This is a genomic window from Stenotrophomonas sp. 99219_Sma (assembly GCF_056480785.1).
This window is the reverse complement of the sequence record NZ_CM151117.1, coordinates 1,012,568-1,028,094: the sequence shown is the minus strand read 5'-3', so window position 1 is coordinate 1,028,094 and position 15,527 is coordinate 1,012,568. Positions and strand designations below refer to the sequence as shown.

Here is a 15,527-nt window from a genome sequence, read left to right as displayed (position 1 = left end):
GAGCAGCCACATGGCAGGTCTCCGTGGGGGACGGGGACGACCTACGCTAGCGGCACCTGGGCAAAGAACGGGTGAGGGTGCTGCGGCAGCCAGATGACAGCCGCGCCCCCCTCAGTCCTGCGGCCGTGACCGGCCCAGGCGACGCACCAGCACGAAGAACAACGGCACCAGCACCACCGCCAGCACCGTGCCGGAGACCATGCCGCCGATCACGCTCATGCCGATTTCACGGCGGCTGACTGCGCCCGCACCGGTCGCCAATGCCAACGGAATCACACCGGCCACGAAGGCCAATGACGTCATCACGATCGGGCGCAGGCGCAGGCGTGCGCCCTGCAGGGCCGCTTCCACCGCTGAACTGCCGGCACGATAGCGGGCCTCGGCAAACTCCACGATCAGGATCGCGTTCTTGGCCGACAGGCCGATGGTGGTCAGCAGCCCCACCTGGAAGTAGATGTCGTTGACGAACCCGGCCGCGGTAGTCGCCAGCACCGTACCAATCACGCCCAGCGGGATCACCAGCACCACCGCCACCGGCACCGTCCAGCTCTCATAGAGCGCCGCCAGGCACAGGAAGATGAAAGCAATGGAGGCGGTGTACAGCCACAACGTCTGGTTGCTGGCCAGTTGTTCCTGGTAGGACAGGCCACTCCACTGCAGGTCGAACCCGGGTTGATCGGCAACCAGCGCCTGCATGCGCTGCATCGCTTCGCCCGAGCTGCGCCCTTCAGCGGCGCTGCCCTGGATCTGCATTGCCGGCAGGCCATTGAAACGCTGCTGTAGCTGCGGCCCGCGTGCCCAATGGCTGCTGGCGAAACTGGCGAACGACGCCATCTGGCCGTTGCCACCACGCACATACCACTGGCCGATGTCGTCGGGCACGCTGCGGTAGGGCTGGTCGCCCTGCATGTAGACCCGCTTGACCCGGCCACGGTCGAGGAAATCGTTGATGTAACTGCCGCCCCAGGCCGCGGACAACGTTGAATTGATGTCGGCCTGGGCCAGGCCGAGCGCGCTGGCCTGGGCATGGTCGATGTCCAGCCGCAGCTCGGCCTTGTCGCCCAGACCGTTCAGGCGCACCGAGGTGAGCCCGTCGTCTTCGCCGGCCGCACGCACCACCTGTTCCTGCGCTGACTGCAGGGCCACGCGCCCGGCCGCGCTGGTGTCCTGCAGCCACAGTTCGAAGCCGCTGGACTGGCCCAGTCCACGCACCGCCGGCGGTGCCAGTACATTGACCTTGGCATCCGGCAAGCTGCGGAAGTAGGCATTGGCGCGTGTGATGATCGCTGCAGCGGTGTTGTCGCCCGTGCGCTCATCCCAGGGTTTCAGTGCGAGAAAGCCCTGCCCCGCGTTCTGGCCGGTGCCGGCATTGTTGCGGCCGACCACCACGAACACCACATCCAGGTTCTGCTTTTCGTGCTCCATGAAGTAGCGGCTGATCTGCTCGCCCAATGCTTCGGTACGCGCCATCGGCGTGCCTTCCGGCGTGGAGAACTGGAAGGTTACCTGGCCCTGGTCTTCCACCGGCAGGAAGCCGGTGGGCATGCGCGCGTACAGCGCGACCATGGCGACCACCAGCAGCAGGTAGAACGCCATCCAGCGCCGCGGCCGGGTAACGACGCCACCGAGCTTTCCCTGGTAGGCCAACTGGCTGCGCTCGACGCCCCGGTTGAACGCCCGGAAGAAACGACCCTGTGGCTTCTGCGCCGAAGACGGCTTGAGCAGGGTCGCGCACAGCGCCGGGGTCAGCGTCAGCGCCACCAGCGCCGACAATGCCATGGCAGATGCAATCGTGATCGAGAACTGCCGGTAGATGATGCCGGTGGAACCACCGAACAGCGCCATCGGCAGGAACACCGCGCCCAGCACCACGGTGATGCCGATCAACGCGCCGGTGATCTCGCCCATCGATTTTTCGGTCGCTTCGCGCGGCGGCAGATGCTCGTCGTGGATGATGCGCTCCACGTTCTCCACCACCACGATCGCATCGTCGACCAGCAGCCCGATCGCCAGCACCATCGCGAACAGGGTCAGTGTGTTGATGGTGAATCCGGCAACGGCCAGCACGCCGAACGTGCCCAGCAGCACCACAGGCACCGTGATCGCCGGAATCAGCGTGGCGCGCAGGTTCTGCAGGAACAGGAACATCACCACCACCACCAGAACGATGGCTTCGATGAGGGTATGGATGACCCCCTCGATCGAGACCCGCACGAACGGTGTGCTGTCACGCGGGTAGGCCACCTGCAGGCCGGGCGGGAAAGTCGGCCGCAGCCGCTCGATCTCCGCGCGCACCGCATCGGCCGTGGCCAACGCATTGGCGCCGGAGGCCAGAGTGACCGAGAAGCCAGCCGCCGGATAGCCATTGAGATAGCTGCTGGTCTGGTAGTTCTCCGCGCCGATCTCGACCCGTGCGACGTCGCCCAGCAACACCGCCGCGCCATTGGGCAGCGTGCGCAGGATGATCGCGCGGAACTGTTCGGGCGTCTGCAGGCGCGACTGCGCGGTGACCGTGGCGTTGAGGCTCTGCGTCGGGCTGGACGGCATCGCGCCCAGCTCACCCGCCGTCACCTGGGTGTTCTGCGCCTGGATCGCAGCGCGAACGTCCGACGGCATCAGGTCGTAGGCGCGCAGCTTGTGCGGGTCCAACCACACCCGCATCGCATAGGCCGAGCCGAACACGTTGATCTCGCCGACACCGGGAATGCGGCTGATCGGATCCTGCACATTGCTGACAAGGAAATCGGAGACGTCCACGCGCTCCATGCGCCGGCTGGTGTCGTACAGCGAGACCACCATCAGCGAATCGCCCTGCGACTTGGCGACCGTCACGCCCTGCTGCTGCACTTCCTGCGGCAGCCGGTTGATCGCCTGATTGACGCTGTTCTGCACCTGCACCTGGGCGATATCCGGGTTGGCGCTCTGGTCGAAGGTGACCGTGATGCGCGCCTGCCCGGACGAGGAACTGGTGGACGAGAAATACAGCAGGTGGTCGATGCCCTTGATCTGCTGCTCGATCACCTGGGTGACGCTGTCTTCCACCGTCTGCGCCGAGGCACCGGTGTAGTTGGCGGTGATGTTGACCTGCGGCGGCGCGATGTCCGGGTACTGCTCCACCGGCAGCTGGGTCACCGCGATGGTGCCGAAGGCCATGATGCAGATCGCCAGGACCCAGGCGAATACCGGGCGATGGATGAAGAAGCGCGGCAGCATCTGCTCAGTCCTTCCCGACCGGTGCCGGTGCAGGCTTCACCCGCACCGTCATGCCATCGGCCAGGCCCTGCGCGCCGGCCACCACCACCTGCTCGCCGGCGGCCAGGCCATCAAGGACCAGCCACTGGTCGCCGATCGCACGCGCGGTGCGGAACAGCCGCAGCCGCGCCTTGCCGTCCTTGTCCACCAGCCACGCCTGTGCCTCGCCCTTGGGGCTGCGGTCGACCGCAGCCTGTGGCACCAGCAGCGCCTGCTGGCGGATTCCCTGTCCCACCAGCGCGCGCACGTACATGCCTGGCAGCAGCTGCCCATCCGGGTTGGGGAAACGCGCCCGCAGGGTGATGCTGCCGGTCTCCTGCTGCACGTCCACGTCGGCGAATTCCAGCGTGCCGGGCAGCGGGTAGTCGGTGCCATCGGACAAGCGCAGCCGCACCGGTGCTGTGTCGGCCTGCACGCCACCGTCGGCGATGGCGCGGCGCAGTGCCAGGTACTCATTGCTGGACTGGGTGATGTCCACGTTCATCGGGTCCATCTGCTGCACCCGTGCCAGTGGATCGGCCTGGCCCGAGGTGACCAGCGCCCCCGGCGTGAACAGCGCGCGGCCGATGCGCCCGGCAATCGGCGAGGTCACCGTGGCGAACCCCAGCCGTGTGCTGGCCGTGTCACGCGCGGCCTGTGTGGCCTGCGCCGCGGCGGCAGCCTGCTGGTCGCTGGCGATCGCATCGTCCACGTCCTGGCGCGCGGCCAGCTGGTCCTTGCCCAACGCCTGCATGCGCTGCGCCCGCAGGCGCGCGGTCACCGCAGCGGCCTCGGCGGTCTTCAGGTTGGCCTGCGCCTCGTTCAGCGCCGCCTGGTACAGCGCGGGCTCGATCTGGAACAGTGGCTGCCCGGCCTTCACCCACTGGCCCTGCTCGAACAACCGCTTCACCAGCACGCCATCGACCTGCGGGCGCACGTCCGATTCCTGCGAGGCGACGCTGCGCCCGGGTAGTTCCTGCTGCAGTGCCAGCGGCTGGCTGCGCAGGGTCAGCACGGTCACCTCCGGTGCCGCGGCGCCGGGCTTGGGCGCGTCCTTGCCGCAGGCGCTGAGCAGGCCCGCCAGGGCAAGCGCCAGCAGCGGCAGGCCCGCGGTTCGCGGCAGCCGCCAGGCACGGTACGGACGGGAGGGGTTCGGAAGGATCATCGGCTGCAGGGTTCCACGCGTGGGGGAGCGTTCGGCGCCGAATATAGAAGACGTGGCGGCACGATCCTGCTAAATCGCGCATGAAACATTTTTCATTTGCAGTCGCTGCCCACGATTGCGAGGATGCCCCTGTCCCACTCTGCACACTGGCCCATGCCGCGCGTACTCACCATCGAGGACGATCTTGTCACCGCCGAGGAGATCGCCACCGAACTGCGCAGCCACGGCTTCGACGTGGACCTGGCCAGCGACGGCAGCAACGGCCTGGCGCTGGCACGTGCAGGCGACTACGCGGTGATCACCCTGGACCGCATGCTGCCCGGCATCGACGGGCTGGCCTTGGTCACCACGCTGCGCCGTGAAGGCATCACCACGCCGGTACTGATGATCAGTGCGCTGTCGGACGTGGATGAACGCGTGCGTGGCCTGCGCGCCGGTGGCGACGACTACCTGACCAAGCCCTTCGCCTCCGATGAGATGGCTGCACGCGTGGAAGTGCTGATCCGGCGCCAGGGCCCGACTGGCGCCATCGATAACGTGCTGCGCGCCGGTGACCTGGAACTGGACCTGATGACCCGTTCGGCGCGACGCGGCGGGCATGAAATCGCGCTGTTGCCGACCGAGTTCAAGCTGCTCGAATTCCTGGTGCGCAACGCCGGCCAGGTAGTCACCCGCAGCATGCTGTTCCAGGAAGTCTGGGGCTACCACTTCGATCCGGGTACCAACCTGATCGACGTGCATATCGGTCGCGTGCGCAAACGCATCGAACAACCCGGCCGGCCGCAGCCGATCATGACCGTCCGTGGAACCGGCTATGTCTTCGACGCGCAATCCTGACCACTGGCGTTCCTCCAGCAGCAGGCTGCTGGGCCTGTACTGCATCCTGTTCGTAGCGTGGTCGAGCCTGCTGCTGGGCGTGATGTACTGGCGCATCTCGGACTACCTCAGTGACCTGACCGAATCGGGCCTGCAGCAGCGCGCCCACCTGTTCATGAGCTTCGACGGGCCGGCACTGGATGAAGCATTGCGCGACAGCCAGCGCTTCGATCTGCACCAGGTCTATACCTATGGGTTGTTCGACAAGGCCGGCATGCCGATGGCAGGCCCGCTGACAGCGATCCCCGCGGGACTGCCGCTGGATGGCAACTCGCATGCGGTGGACGGTTGGACGCTGGCTGATGGCCGCCACGACAACGGCGGCAGTGCGCTCGGCGTGGTGACCCGCGATGGCCGCACGCTGGTATTTGTGCGCCAGAACGGCAAGCTCATGGCGGTCAACAGCATCATCCTTGATGCACTGCTGTGGGGCGTGTCGCTGACCGTCATTCCCGGCCTGGTGGGCTGGCATCTGCTGCGCCGGCGCCCGTTGAAACGGATCCAGCAGATCGAAGCGGCCACCAACCGCATTGTTGCCGGCGACCTCGGCCAGCGCCTGCCGGTCTCCAGCCGTCGCGACGAGATCGATCGGCTGTCGAGCATCGTCAATGCCATGCTGGAACGCATCGAACAGCTGATGACCGAAGTCAAAGGAGTCTGCGACAGCATCGCCCACGATCTGCGCACCCCGCTGACCCGCCTGCGCGCGCATCTGTACCGCATGCGCGTGGGCCTGGACGAACAGAACCCGCATGCCGATCCACTGGACAAGGCGCTGGCCGAGACCGACATGCTGATGGCGCGCTTCGCCGCGCTGCTGCGGGTATCCGAGCTGGAGAGCCACCAGCGGCGTTCGGCCTTCGACGCGGTGGACATCGCCGATCTGCTGCAGGAACTTCACCAGTTCTACCTGCCGCTGGCCGAAGAGAAGCAACAGCTGCTGGAACTGCAGGTGGACCCGAAGCTCGGGCAACTTCGTGGCGACCGCGAACTGCTGTTCGAAGCGCTGGCCAACCTGCTGTCCAACGCCCTGCAGTTCACGCCGGCGCAGGGCCGCATCCTGCTGCGTGCGGTCGATGACCAGGGCGTCCCCAGGATCGATGTGATCGACAACGGGCCGGGCATTCCGCCACAGGACCGCACGCTGATCTACCAGCGCTTTTTCCGCGGCAGCAGCAGTGCCGGCCAAGGACCGGGATTCGGCCTGGGCCTGTCGATCGTGGCCGCCATTGCCGGCCTGCACGGCTTCCGTGTCCGCGCCGGCAGCGCCCCCGGTGGTGGCGCCTGGATGAGCATCCGCGGCGCGACGGACGGCCTGCCCTGACGCCGGGCCAGGGCGCCCCAATCGCACTTGGGAATCATTTGTATTTGAGGGCGGGCATCCGGATAATCCGCCGTCACCGCCCTTCCCGGATCACTCCCGATGCCCGCTCTGCCGTCGCGTCCGCTGCTGTACACGCTCGCCCTGCCCACCCTGCTGGCCTCGGCCATCGCCCAGGCCCAGGACACCCCGGCGGCGCGCACCCTGGACAAGGTAACGGTGGTGGCCGAGCGGGCCAGCACCGCGACCAAGACCGACACCGCCCTGACCGAGACGCCGCAGGCGATCAGCGTGGTCACCCAGCAGCTGTTCACCGATCGCGGCGCGCACAACCTGCAGGAAGTGCTGCGCTACAGCGCCGGCGTCACCGCCGATGCATGGGGGCTGGATACCCGCAACGATGCGACCTCGGTGCGCGGGCTGGACCCGGTGCAGTACCAGGATGGCCTGCGCCGCAGCTACGGTTTCAGCCCCCTCGCCCGCCCGGAAATCTATGGCCTGGAGCGGGTGGAAGTGCTGCGCGGCCCGTCCTCGGTGCTGTATGGTGCCGGCGCCACCGGCGGCATCATCAATGCAATGAGCAAGCGCCCGACCTTCGGCACCCTCAACGGCGAGGTCGGCGTGCAGCTCGGCAGTTTCGACCGCAGGCAGCTGCAGGGTGACATCGGCGGCGCATTGAACGATGCCGGTACGCTTGCCGGCCGCTTCGTCGGGCTGGTGCGCGAATCGAACATGCAGACCGATGTATTGAAGGATGACCGCGTCTATCTGGCACCGTCGATCAGCTGGCGCGGTGAACGCAGCACCTTGACCCTGCTGGCCAGCTATCAGCATGACAAGACCGGCTCCAGCCAGCAGTTCCTGCCGCTGGCCGCGACCCTGCTTGCCCCGCCCGGACGCCGCCTCGACCCGTCCACCTTCATCGGCGATCCCGGTTTCGACCGCATCGACTCGCGCGTCTACAGCCTGACCGCGCTGTTCGACCACAGCTTCAACGACACGCTCAGCCTGCGCTCGGCAGTGCGTTACATCGATGGCAGGACCACCCTGCAGCAGATGTACGTGGACAGCTACAGCAATCCGGAAGATCCCTTCATCGACGCCGAGCGGCGCGTGGTCAACCGCACGGCCTATGGCACCCGCCCCGACGTGCAGATCTTCAGCGCCGACAATGCGCTGCAGTTCGACTTCGCCACCGGTGCCTTCCAGCATCTGCTGCTGGCCGGCGTGGACTACAGCCAATACAAGGAGCAACTGCAGCGGCTGGACGCCACCGGCACGCCGATCGACATCTACACCCCGGTATCGGTCGCACCGATCGTGCGTGGCTGGAATCGTCAGCCGGACCAGACCTCCACCCAGCTGGGTGTCTATGTGCAGGACCAGATCCGCTGGGCCGACCGCATCTCGCTGGTGCTGGGCGCGCGCCGCGACCATGCACGCTCGAAGACCGAAGGCCAGCCCAGCCAGACCGACAATGCCACCACCTACCGCGCCGGGCTGATCGGCGAACTGGGTGCGGGCGTTTCGCCCTACCTGAGCTACAGCGAATCGTTCCTGCCGGTATCCGGCCAGGATCTGTTCGGCAGCGCCTTCAAGCCGATGCGCGGCCGCCAGTCCGAGGCCGGCATCAAGTGGCAACCGGCGCGCAGCCTGCTGCTGACGCTGGCGGCGTACCGCATCACCGAAACCAACCGGCAGACCAACGACCCGGACAACGTATTGAACGTGGTGCAGACCGGGCAGATCCGCTCCAAGGGCGTGGAGCTGGAAGGGCAGTTCCAGTTCGCCAACGACCTGACGGTCACCGCTGCCGTTGCGCGCAACGAGGCCGAGGTCAGCCGCAGCAACTTCGCATTGGAAGTAGGCCAGCGCCTCAACGACACCCCGCAGGCCCTGGCCTCGGCCTGGGTGTCGAAGGGCTTCCAACTGGACGATGCCGCACGCCTGCGCCTGGGCCTGGGCGTGCGCCATGTCGGCAACACGGTGTCGCTGGGCAATGGCGGGCGCATCGTCACGCCCAGCTACACGCTGGCCGATGCATTGCTGGAAGTGCAGGTGACCGACTGGACGATGGCGTTGAACATCACCAACCTCACCGGCAAGCGCTACTACGCGCCGTGCCGCACCTTTGGCGACTGCTTCGCCGGCTACCCGCGCGTGGTGACCGGCACCATCAGCTATCGGTTCTGATCACGGCCAACGCTGGCCGCCGCAGCAGCAGGTGCAACAGCACCGCGCATGCGGCGGTCAGCAGCGCCAGGACACGCAGCAGTATCGCCAGCGCCTCGGCACTGGCCTGCTGCAGCTGTGCGCCGCTCATCGCCGGAAGCAGTGCCTGCGCCTGTGCCTGCGCCCCCGTGGCCAGATAGGCACCGGCACGCGCCAACGATGCCGGCGATGCTCCCTGCAGCTGGTGGCCGATCAGCAGCGCAAGCAAGGCCGTGACTGCGGCCAATGCGATGCCTTCGCCGGCCACCCGCACGGTTCCGAAGATGCCGGCGGCCATGCCCGCACGCTGCACCGGCACCACACTGACCGACAGCCCATCCATCAAGCCCCACGGCAAGGCCGTTCCAGCGCCGATCAGCATCAGCAACGGCACCCACTGCGACGGCGACGGATGCGATGCGTGGCGCGACAACAGGTACAACCCAGAGGCACAGACCAGCAGGCCCAGCGTACACAGCCGCGTACTTCCAACGCGTTCCGCCCAGCGCGCGGCCAGCATCGGCAGCACCAGCATCGGCGCGGACAGGGCCAGCATCTGCAGCCCGACCAATGTCGCGCTCTGTGCATGCACGCCCAGCAGCTGCAGAGGCAACACCACCAGCAGCACCACGTAGCCGAAGCAGGTTGCGACCGGCAGCAGCTGGACACCGAGGAACGCCGGTTGCGAGAACAGCGAGAGGTCCAGCAACGGTGAGCGGTGCAGCCGTTCGATGCAGACGAATACCCCGCCCAGCATCAGCGTCGCCAACAGCGCCAGTTGCACGTGCATGGCATGCAGGCCGAATTCACCCAGCCACAGCAGGGCCAGGGTCAACGCCGCCAGCATCAGGCTGAAACCCAGCATGCCGCCGACATCCAGCCGCCCGCGTTCGCCATGGCTTTCGGACAACGCGCGCGCGCCCACGGCGAACGCCGCCAGCGTCAGTACACCGCCCGCGGCGAACACACTGCGCCATCCCAATGCCTGCAACAGCAGACCCGCGAGCAGCGGCCCCAGCGCCAGCCCCGCACCGAATGTGGTGCCCAGCAGGGCGAACACACGGGCACGCACCGGGCCCTGCCAGGCATGCGCCAGCGCAGCGGTGCCGGACGCCAGCGCCGCTGCAGCGGCAACGCCCTGCAGCCCGCGCGCCAGATCCAGCCACAGCAGCGTGGGCGCAAGGCAGACGACGGCAGTGGCGATGCTGAAGCCCGCGGTACCCAGCAGGAACAACCGCCGTCGGCCATAGCGGTCCGCCAGGCCACCGGCAGCAAGCAACAGGCTGCCGAAGGTGAGCATGAAGGCGTTGGTCACCCAGGCCAGCGCAGTCGGCGACGACGCCGCGGAACGGGCCAGCGCCGGCACCGCGACGGCACCGGCCGAGAAGGACAAGGGCAGCGCCAGTGCAGCCAGGCAGACGGCAAGCAGGGCCCAGCGCTGCTGCGTGTGGGAAGGTACGGGAAGCATCGAAACCGGGGCCATGCGGGCCTCCATCCATCAGGGGCATTGATGATGGACAGGCCGCTATTCCTGAAAAACAGGCTCGATGGACGTTGATTGCGGCCCAATGTTCCGTAATCATGCCCCGCATGGATTCCATCTCTGCCCTGCTGGCCTTCGTCCGTACCGCCGAAGCAGGCAGCATCGTCGGCGCCGCTCGCGTCCTAGGCCTGTCCGCGTCGGCCGTGGGCAAGCGCATCGCCCGCCTTGAACAGGAACTCGGCACCCGCTTGTTCCAGCGCACCACCCGCCGCGTGCACCTCACCGACGAAGGCGAACTGCTGCTGCAGCGCTGCCGGCGGGCACTGGATGAACTTTCCGAAGCGCAGGCGGATCTGGCGCAGCGACAGCACGCCCCGAGTGGACTGCTGCGCATCGGCCTGCCCACCATCGGCTACCGCTTCCTGCTGCCGGTGCTGCCCGGCTTCCAGCAACGCTACCCGCAGGTGCAGCTGGAACTGGACTTCAACGACCGCATCGTCGACGTGGTCAGCGAAGGCCTGGATGCGGTGATACGCAGCGGTGAACTGGCCGATTCCAGTCTGACCGCACGGCGACTGGGTGGCTTTCGTTTCATCCTCTGTGCGGCGCCCGGCTATCTTCAGGCGCACGGCACGCCCGGTGATGTGAGCGAGCTGCGCCTGCATACCGCGCTGCGCTTCCGTTACCCCACCACCGGAAAGCTGCACCCTTGGCAGCTGCCGGGCGTCGAAGGCGATGCTGGAGCGCGCCTTCCCACGGCGATGACCTGCAACAACATGGAGGCCGTGCTGGCCGCTGCGATCGGTTGCATGGGCCTGGCCTGGATGCCTGACTTCCTCGCAGCCGACGCGCTGGCCGATGGCCGCCTGCAACGGGTACTGCCTGCACTGCCCACGCACCAGGGGCAGTTCTCATTGCTGTGGCCCGGTGGGCGCCATCCCAGTGCACGCCTGCGGGTGTTCATCGACTACATGGTCGAGCACCTGTTCAACGCTCGATAGACTGTGCAGCAATATCGGAAGCGGCCACGCACATGGCGATCAAACACCTGGACGTACTGAAACTACTCGCCGCCACCGACCTGGTCGCGGCCATCGACGGCGACGTCAAGCATTGCTCGCTCAAGACGCGGCTGCCCCCTGAAGCGGCCACGCGTGAGCCTGCGCAGATCGGCGCAGAGGTGATCGCGAATGTGCTGCTGCGCTGGAACTGCATCCTGCAGGCCGACCCGGCCGGGGTTGCGCCGCTGTATGTCCATAAGACCGCGTTGGCGCTGGCAGTGTGCCTGCACCGGCAGGGATTCGCCGATGCGGAACTCACCAACGCAGCGGTGGCGGCGATCACCGCCTTGAATGCCGCTGTTGCGCTGAATGACGTATTTCACCGCCGCCGCGTGGATATCGAGGCGCTGCTACGCAGCCCGGCTGTGATGCCGGCACGCCGCCCCGCGATGGCGAAAGCGCACACCGCGTGGCGCAGCGGTGACGTGGTCGGCATGCAGGTGGCTGATCTCCACCATGCCTTTCATGTACTGGAGGTCCGCCAGGGCGCGCCTATCGTCGAGTTCTACGACATCGTGCAGACCATGCCGCTGGCATGGGAGCAGCTGCAGGGTGTCAACGCCCGTGGTGGGCGATCCGACGATGGCAGCGCGTATCTGGACCGGTATGCGCTGTATGGCCTGCAGCAGCAGCCCGACCCGGCCCATCAGTTCCGCCTGCTCGCCAGCGGCATCGCGCAGGGCCCGGACAACGCACATCTGGCGCGGCACTGGGGCCTGTACGCGGTCACCGACATCTTCCGCATGACACGCCATCTGCTGCCGTAGGCTGCGACCATCCGCCTCGCTGTCGTAAATGCACCGCCCGCCGCCATTCCCCATATGGGGTGCGCTCCGCGTTGCGAAGCGGCATCCCTCACACTCACGCAGTGCGCGGGTGCGCGGGCGATACGGGTTGGCATACCGGCAACTCTGGAAAGGACCGGTGGAATGTGGTGATCCCCACTCATCACCCACCACAGACCAGCGGGCCGCGTCATCCGGGAAGCGCCCTCCTTGGACATCTTCCGAGCACACGCCAGATTTGTGTGTGGGATACCAATCCCAACTAGCCATGACAGCCGGCGCAGGGCTGCTGACCGCATGCGACGACGCTGGTTGCAGGGCTTGCCAGCAAGTACCAATCAGTAATCTACGAGTTGCCAGCGTGTCGCTCTGAAACCTTTGCCCTGCGGTGCCCACGCAGCGGTGCAACAGCGTGCTGCACGCCGCGTTTCAGGCGCTGCGTGGCCGACTAACGCATGTCACGATGTCCATCACGACGGAATCCTACTGGACGGCCATCGCCAGGAAGTGCCGTAGCACCGGCCCCGCCACGGCCGGGCGCGTGCAGAACTGCAGTTCGAAACCGGCCTCGGCACCGTCGATCAGGGAGTACACAACTTCTTCCGGGCGGAAGCTGGCCATGCTGGCCGGAACGATCGCCACGCCCGCCTCCACCGCCACCAGCGACAACACCGCATGCATGCCCTGCGCTTCCTGCACCACGCGCGGGGTGAAACCCGCAGCCGTGCACAGGCCCAGCACCTGCGCGTGGAAGCCGATGCCCTCGCCTGCCGGCCATGAAACGAACGGTTCGTCGGCCAGCATCGCCACACTGACCTCCGTCGCATCGGCCAGCGCATGCGCACGCGGCAGCGCAATCGCCAGGCGGTCGTGGTCGAAGTCGTACAGCACCAGCTCGGCGGCGGGAATCGGTGGGATCAACACGCCGACATCGATGCGCTGCTCACGCAGCCACAGCTGCTGCTGACGCGAGGTCGCTTCCTGCAGATGCAGCTGCACCTGCGGGTACTGCTGGCGGAAGCGGCGGATCAGGCCCGGCAACCGGCCATACAGCGCACTGCCCACATAACCCACGCGCAGGCTGCCAGACTGCCCGGCGGCGGCTTCGCGCGTGCGCTGCAATGCCTGCTCGGCCTGCTGCAGCGTTGCCCGCGCCTCCACCAGCAGCGTCTGCCCGGCCACGGTCAGGCCCAGGGTACGGTTGCCGCGCACGATCAGCTCGCTTCCGAGTTCGTCTTCCAAGCGTCGTATTGCCGCGGTCAGCGGCGGCTGCGACATGTGCAGGCGGGCTGCGGCGCGGTGGAAATGAAGCTCTTCGGCTACGGCCACGAACTGGCGCAGCAGGCGCAGGTCGATCATCTCGATGCAGGCAGTGGGAACCCGCCTAGGGTACGCCCTCAGCCGCGCACGTCGACGCTGGCGCGAGCGATGGCCGGCCACTGCAGCGCCACCGACTCGATGCTGTCGGCACTGACCGCGCGCAGATCCCTTGGGTACGCCACATGCTCGGCCTCCTGCAGGCGCAGTGCGTGGAACTGGCCATTGCTTGCGCGCAGCACCCAGCCGCCGTCCTGGCAGCGCGTGGATGCCAGATAGGCCACACCTTGCGCAACAGCTTCCGGATGCAGCTCATCGGGCTCACCCTCGATGCCCCACATGCGCGTCTTTGCCACCGGCGAAACCCCATTGACCACGATGCCATGCTCGGCACCTTCCAGTGCCAGCACATTGACCAGACCGAGCGCGGCCAGTTTGGCCATCGCGTACGCAGACAGCCCGCGCTGTGCGTACTGCGGATACAGCGCGCGATCGGACGTGGTGATGACGATGCGCCCACCGCCCGCCGCGCGCATTGCCGGCCACGCCGCCTGCGCCAGCCACAACGGCGTCTTCGCGGCCAGGCACAGCATCTGCTCCAGCGCATCGTCCTCGATCGCTTCCAGCGTCTGGTACTCGACCCAGCCGGCGTTGTGGATCAGGAAATCGATGCGGCCGTGCTGCTGCAGCAGATCCTGCACCAGCGCATGGCAACCGCTGCGATGATCGATGGGACCATTTGCGGCCTGCACTGGCAAACCCTGCCGCTGCAGCGCTTCGACGCTGCGCAGGATGCGCTGTGGATCGGCGCCGCGGCCATCGGTACCGGCACCGACGTCATGCATCACCATCTGCGCACCGCGCTCGGCCAGCAGGCAGCTGTAGGCCAGGCCCAACCCACCCGCGGCACCGGTCACCAGGCCCACCTGGCCCTCGAAGGAAATATGCGAAATCGGCTTCATGCGCACAGCTTCAGCCAAGCTCACCGCCCCCGCCAATACCGTTGACCATCGGCCACGATACGCTCTCGCTATCACCGAAAAAGGGGACGGAGGGGATTAAGTCGTAACTCACCCTACCGTGCCTGAAACGACTTAATCCCCTCCGTCCCCTTTTTCGCTCAGCGGCTGAAGCGGCGCGCGCCTGCCACGCAGATCACCGCGACCACGGTCACCAGCACCATGCTGAGGCTGACCGATTCGTGCAGCAGCAGCGCGGCCAGGGCCAGGCCGAAGAACGGCTGCAGCAACTGCAGCTGGCCAACAGCGGCGATGCCGCCCTGGGCCAGCCCGCGGTACCAGAACAGGAAGCCGATCAGCATGCTGAACACCGCCACGTAGCCCAGCGCCCACCACGCCGACGCACCGACCGCGGTGAACGAGGCCGGGCGCATCAGCACTGTCAGCGGCAGCATCACCGGCAACGCCAGCAGCAGCGCCCAGCTGATCACCTGCCAACCGCCAAGGTGGCGGGCAAGTCGACCACCTTCGGCATAGCCGAGCCCGCACACCACGATCGCCGCCAGCATCAGCAGGTCAGCCTGCAGCGAGGCCTCGATGCCGTTGCGCACCGCATAGCCGACCACGCAGGCACTGCCCAGCAGCGAGAACAACCAGAACGCCGGGCGCGGTCGATCGCCGCCGCGCAGCACGCCGAACACCGCAGTGCTCAGTGGCAGCAGGCCGAGGAACACGATGGTGTGTGCCGATGACGCATGCCGCAGCGCGAGCGCGGTCAACAGCGGAAAGCCGACCACCACCCCCAGACTGACCACCACCAGGCCTGGCAGGTCATTGCGCCGCGGCCACGGCTGGCGCAGCAGAAGGAGCAGGCCAAGGCCGAGCACAGCGGCAATGGTCGCGCGTGCAGCAGTGACGAATCCGGCGTCCAGCTGCAGCACCGCCAAGCGGGTGGCCGGCAGGGAGCCCGCGAAGATCACCACACCGATGAAGCCATTGATCCAACCACTCGCCGACCGTTCCACACCTGTACTCCTGAAGGTGCCGGACGATGCCCGGCTGGACCTGTATGGAAGCATCCAGCGCGGAACGACCCCAGCTACAATCCAGTACAGTCG

11 protein-coding genes are annotated in these 15,527 nt (G+C 67.0%); 5 read left to right on the top strand and 6 right to left on the bottom strand.

The window, feature by feature from the left end; genetic code table 11:
* Positions 1-111: 111 nt before the first annotated feature.
* Positions 112-3,213 (bottom strand): efflux RND transporter permease subunit, encoded by a 3,102-nt coding sequence (locus tag ACZK13_RS04710; protein ID WP_180854080.1) that lies wholly within the window; start codon positions 3,211-3,213, stop codon positions 112-114.
* Between the two features lie 4 nt (positions 3,214-3,217).
* A complete protein-coding gene (locus tag ACZK13_RS04705; RefSeq protein WP_478482309.1) occupies positions 3,218-4,396 on the bottom strand; it encodes an efflux RND transporter periplasmic adaptor subunit in 1,179 nt (392 codons plus the stop codon).
* Between the two features lie 153 nt (positions 4,397-4,549).
* Here ACZK13_RS04705 and ACZK13_RS04700 point away from each other — a divergent pair, with 153 nt between their 5' ends.
* From ACZK13_RS04700 to ACZK13_RS04690, 3 genes are all read left to right on the top strand, one after another.
* A complete protein-coding gene (locus ACZK13_RS04700) occupies positions 4,550-5,233 on the top strand; it encodes a response regulator transcription factor (RefSeq protein WP_032969121.1) in 684 nt (227 codons plus the stop codon).
* Positions 5,211-6,596: a sensor histidine kinase gene (locus tag ACZK13_RS04695; RefSeq protein WP_125895232.1), complete on the top strand. Its 1,386-nt coding sequence runs from the start codon at positions 5,211-5,213 to the stop codon at positions 6,594-6,596. Before ACZK13_RS04700 ends, ACZK13_RS04695 begins: the two co-directional genes overlap by 23 nt.
* A 99-nt stretch (positions 6,597-6,695) precedes the next feature.
* On the top strand, positions 6,696-8,786 hold the full coding sequence (locus tag ACZK13_RS04690; RefSeq protein WP_478482308.1) for a TonB-dependent siderophore receptor: 2,091 nt from the start codon (positions 6,696-6,698) through the stop codon (positions 8,784-8,786).
* Here ACZK13_RS04690 and ACZK13_RS04685 read toward each other — a convergent pair.
* The gene (locus ACZK13_RS04685; protein ID WP_478482307.1) at positions 8,770-10,287 is read right to left on the bottom strand and encodes an MFS transporter; all 1,518 of its coding nucleotides are present in this window, start codon (positions 10,285-10,287) and stop codon (positions 8,770-8,772) included. The genes ACZK13_RS04690 and ACZK13_RS04685 overlap by 17 nt on opposite strands.
* Before the next feature lie 107 nt (positions 10,288-10,394).
* Between ACZK13_RS04685 and ACZK13_RS04680 the strand changes: the two genes are divergently transcribed.
* Together ACZK13_RS04680 and ACZK13_RS04675 are read left to right on the top strand one after the other, a co-directional pair.
* Positions 10,395-11,288, top strand: a complete 894-nt coding sequence (locus ACZK13_RS04680) for a LysR family transcriptional regulator (protein WP_478482306.1) — start codon at positions 10,395-10,397, stop codon at positions 11,286-11,288.
* Positions 11,289-11,320: 32 nt separating this feature from the next.
* Complete coding sequence (locus ACZK13_RS04675; protein ID WP_478482305.1) at positions 11,321-12,115, top strand: hypothetical protein; 795 nt, start codon at positions 11,321-11,323, stop codon at positions 12,113-12,115.
* A gap of 501 nt (positions 12,116-12,616) precedes the next feature.
* On the opposite strand, the gene ACZK13_RS04670 is transcribed toward ACZK13_RS04675, so the two are convergent.
* From ACZK13_RS04670 to ACZK13_RS04660, 3 genes are all read right to left on the bottom strand, one after another.
* The gene (locus tag ACZK13_RS04670; protein WP_478482304.1) at positions 12,617-13,492 is read right to left on the bottom strand and encodes a LysR family transcriptional regulator; all 876 of its coding nucleotides are present in this window, start codon (positions 13,490-13,492) and stop codon (positions 12,617-12,619) included.
* Positions 13,493-13,530: 38 nt separating this feature from the next.
* Complete coding sequence (locus ACZK13_RS04665; RefSeq protein ID WP_478482303.1) at positions 13,531-14,412, bottom strand: SDR family NAD(P)-dependent oxidoreductase; 882 nt, start codon at positions 14,410-14,412, stop codon at positions 13,531-13,533.
* 158 nt (positions 14,413-14,570) lie between these two features.
* Positions 14,571-15,434, bottom strand: coding sequence for a DMT family transporter (locus ACZK13_RS04660; protein WP_049463495.1), 864 nt, complete (start codon positions 15,432-15,434; stop codon positions 14,571-14,573).
* Positions 15,435-15,527: the final 93 nt, after the last annotated feature.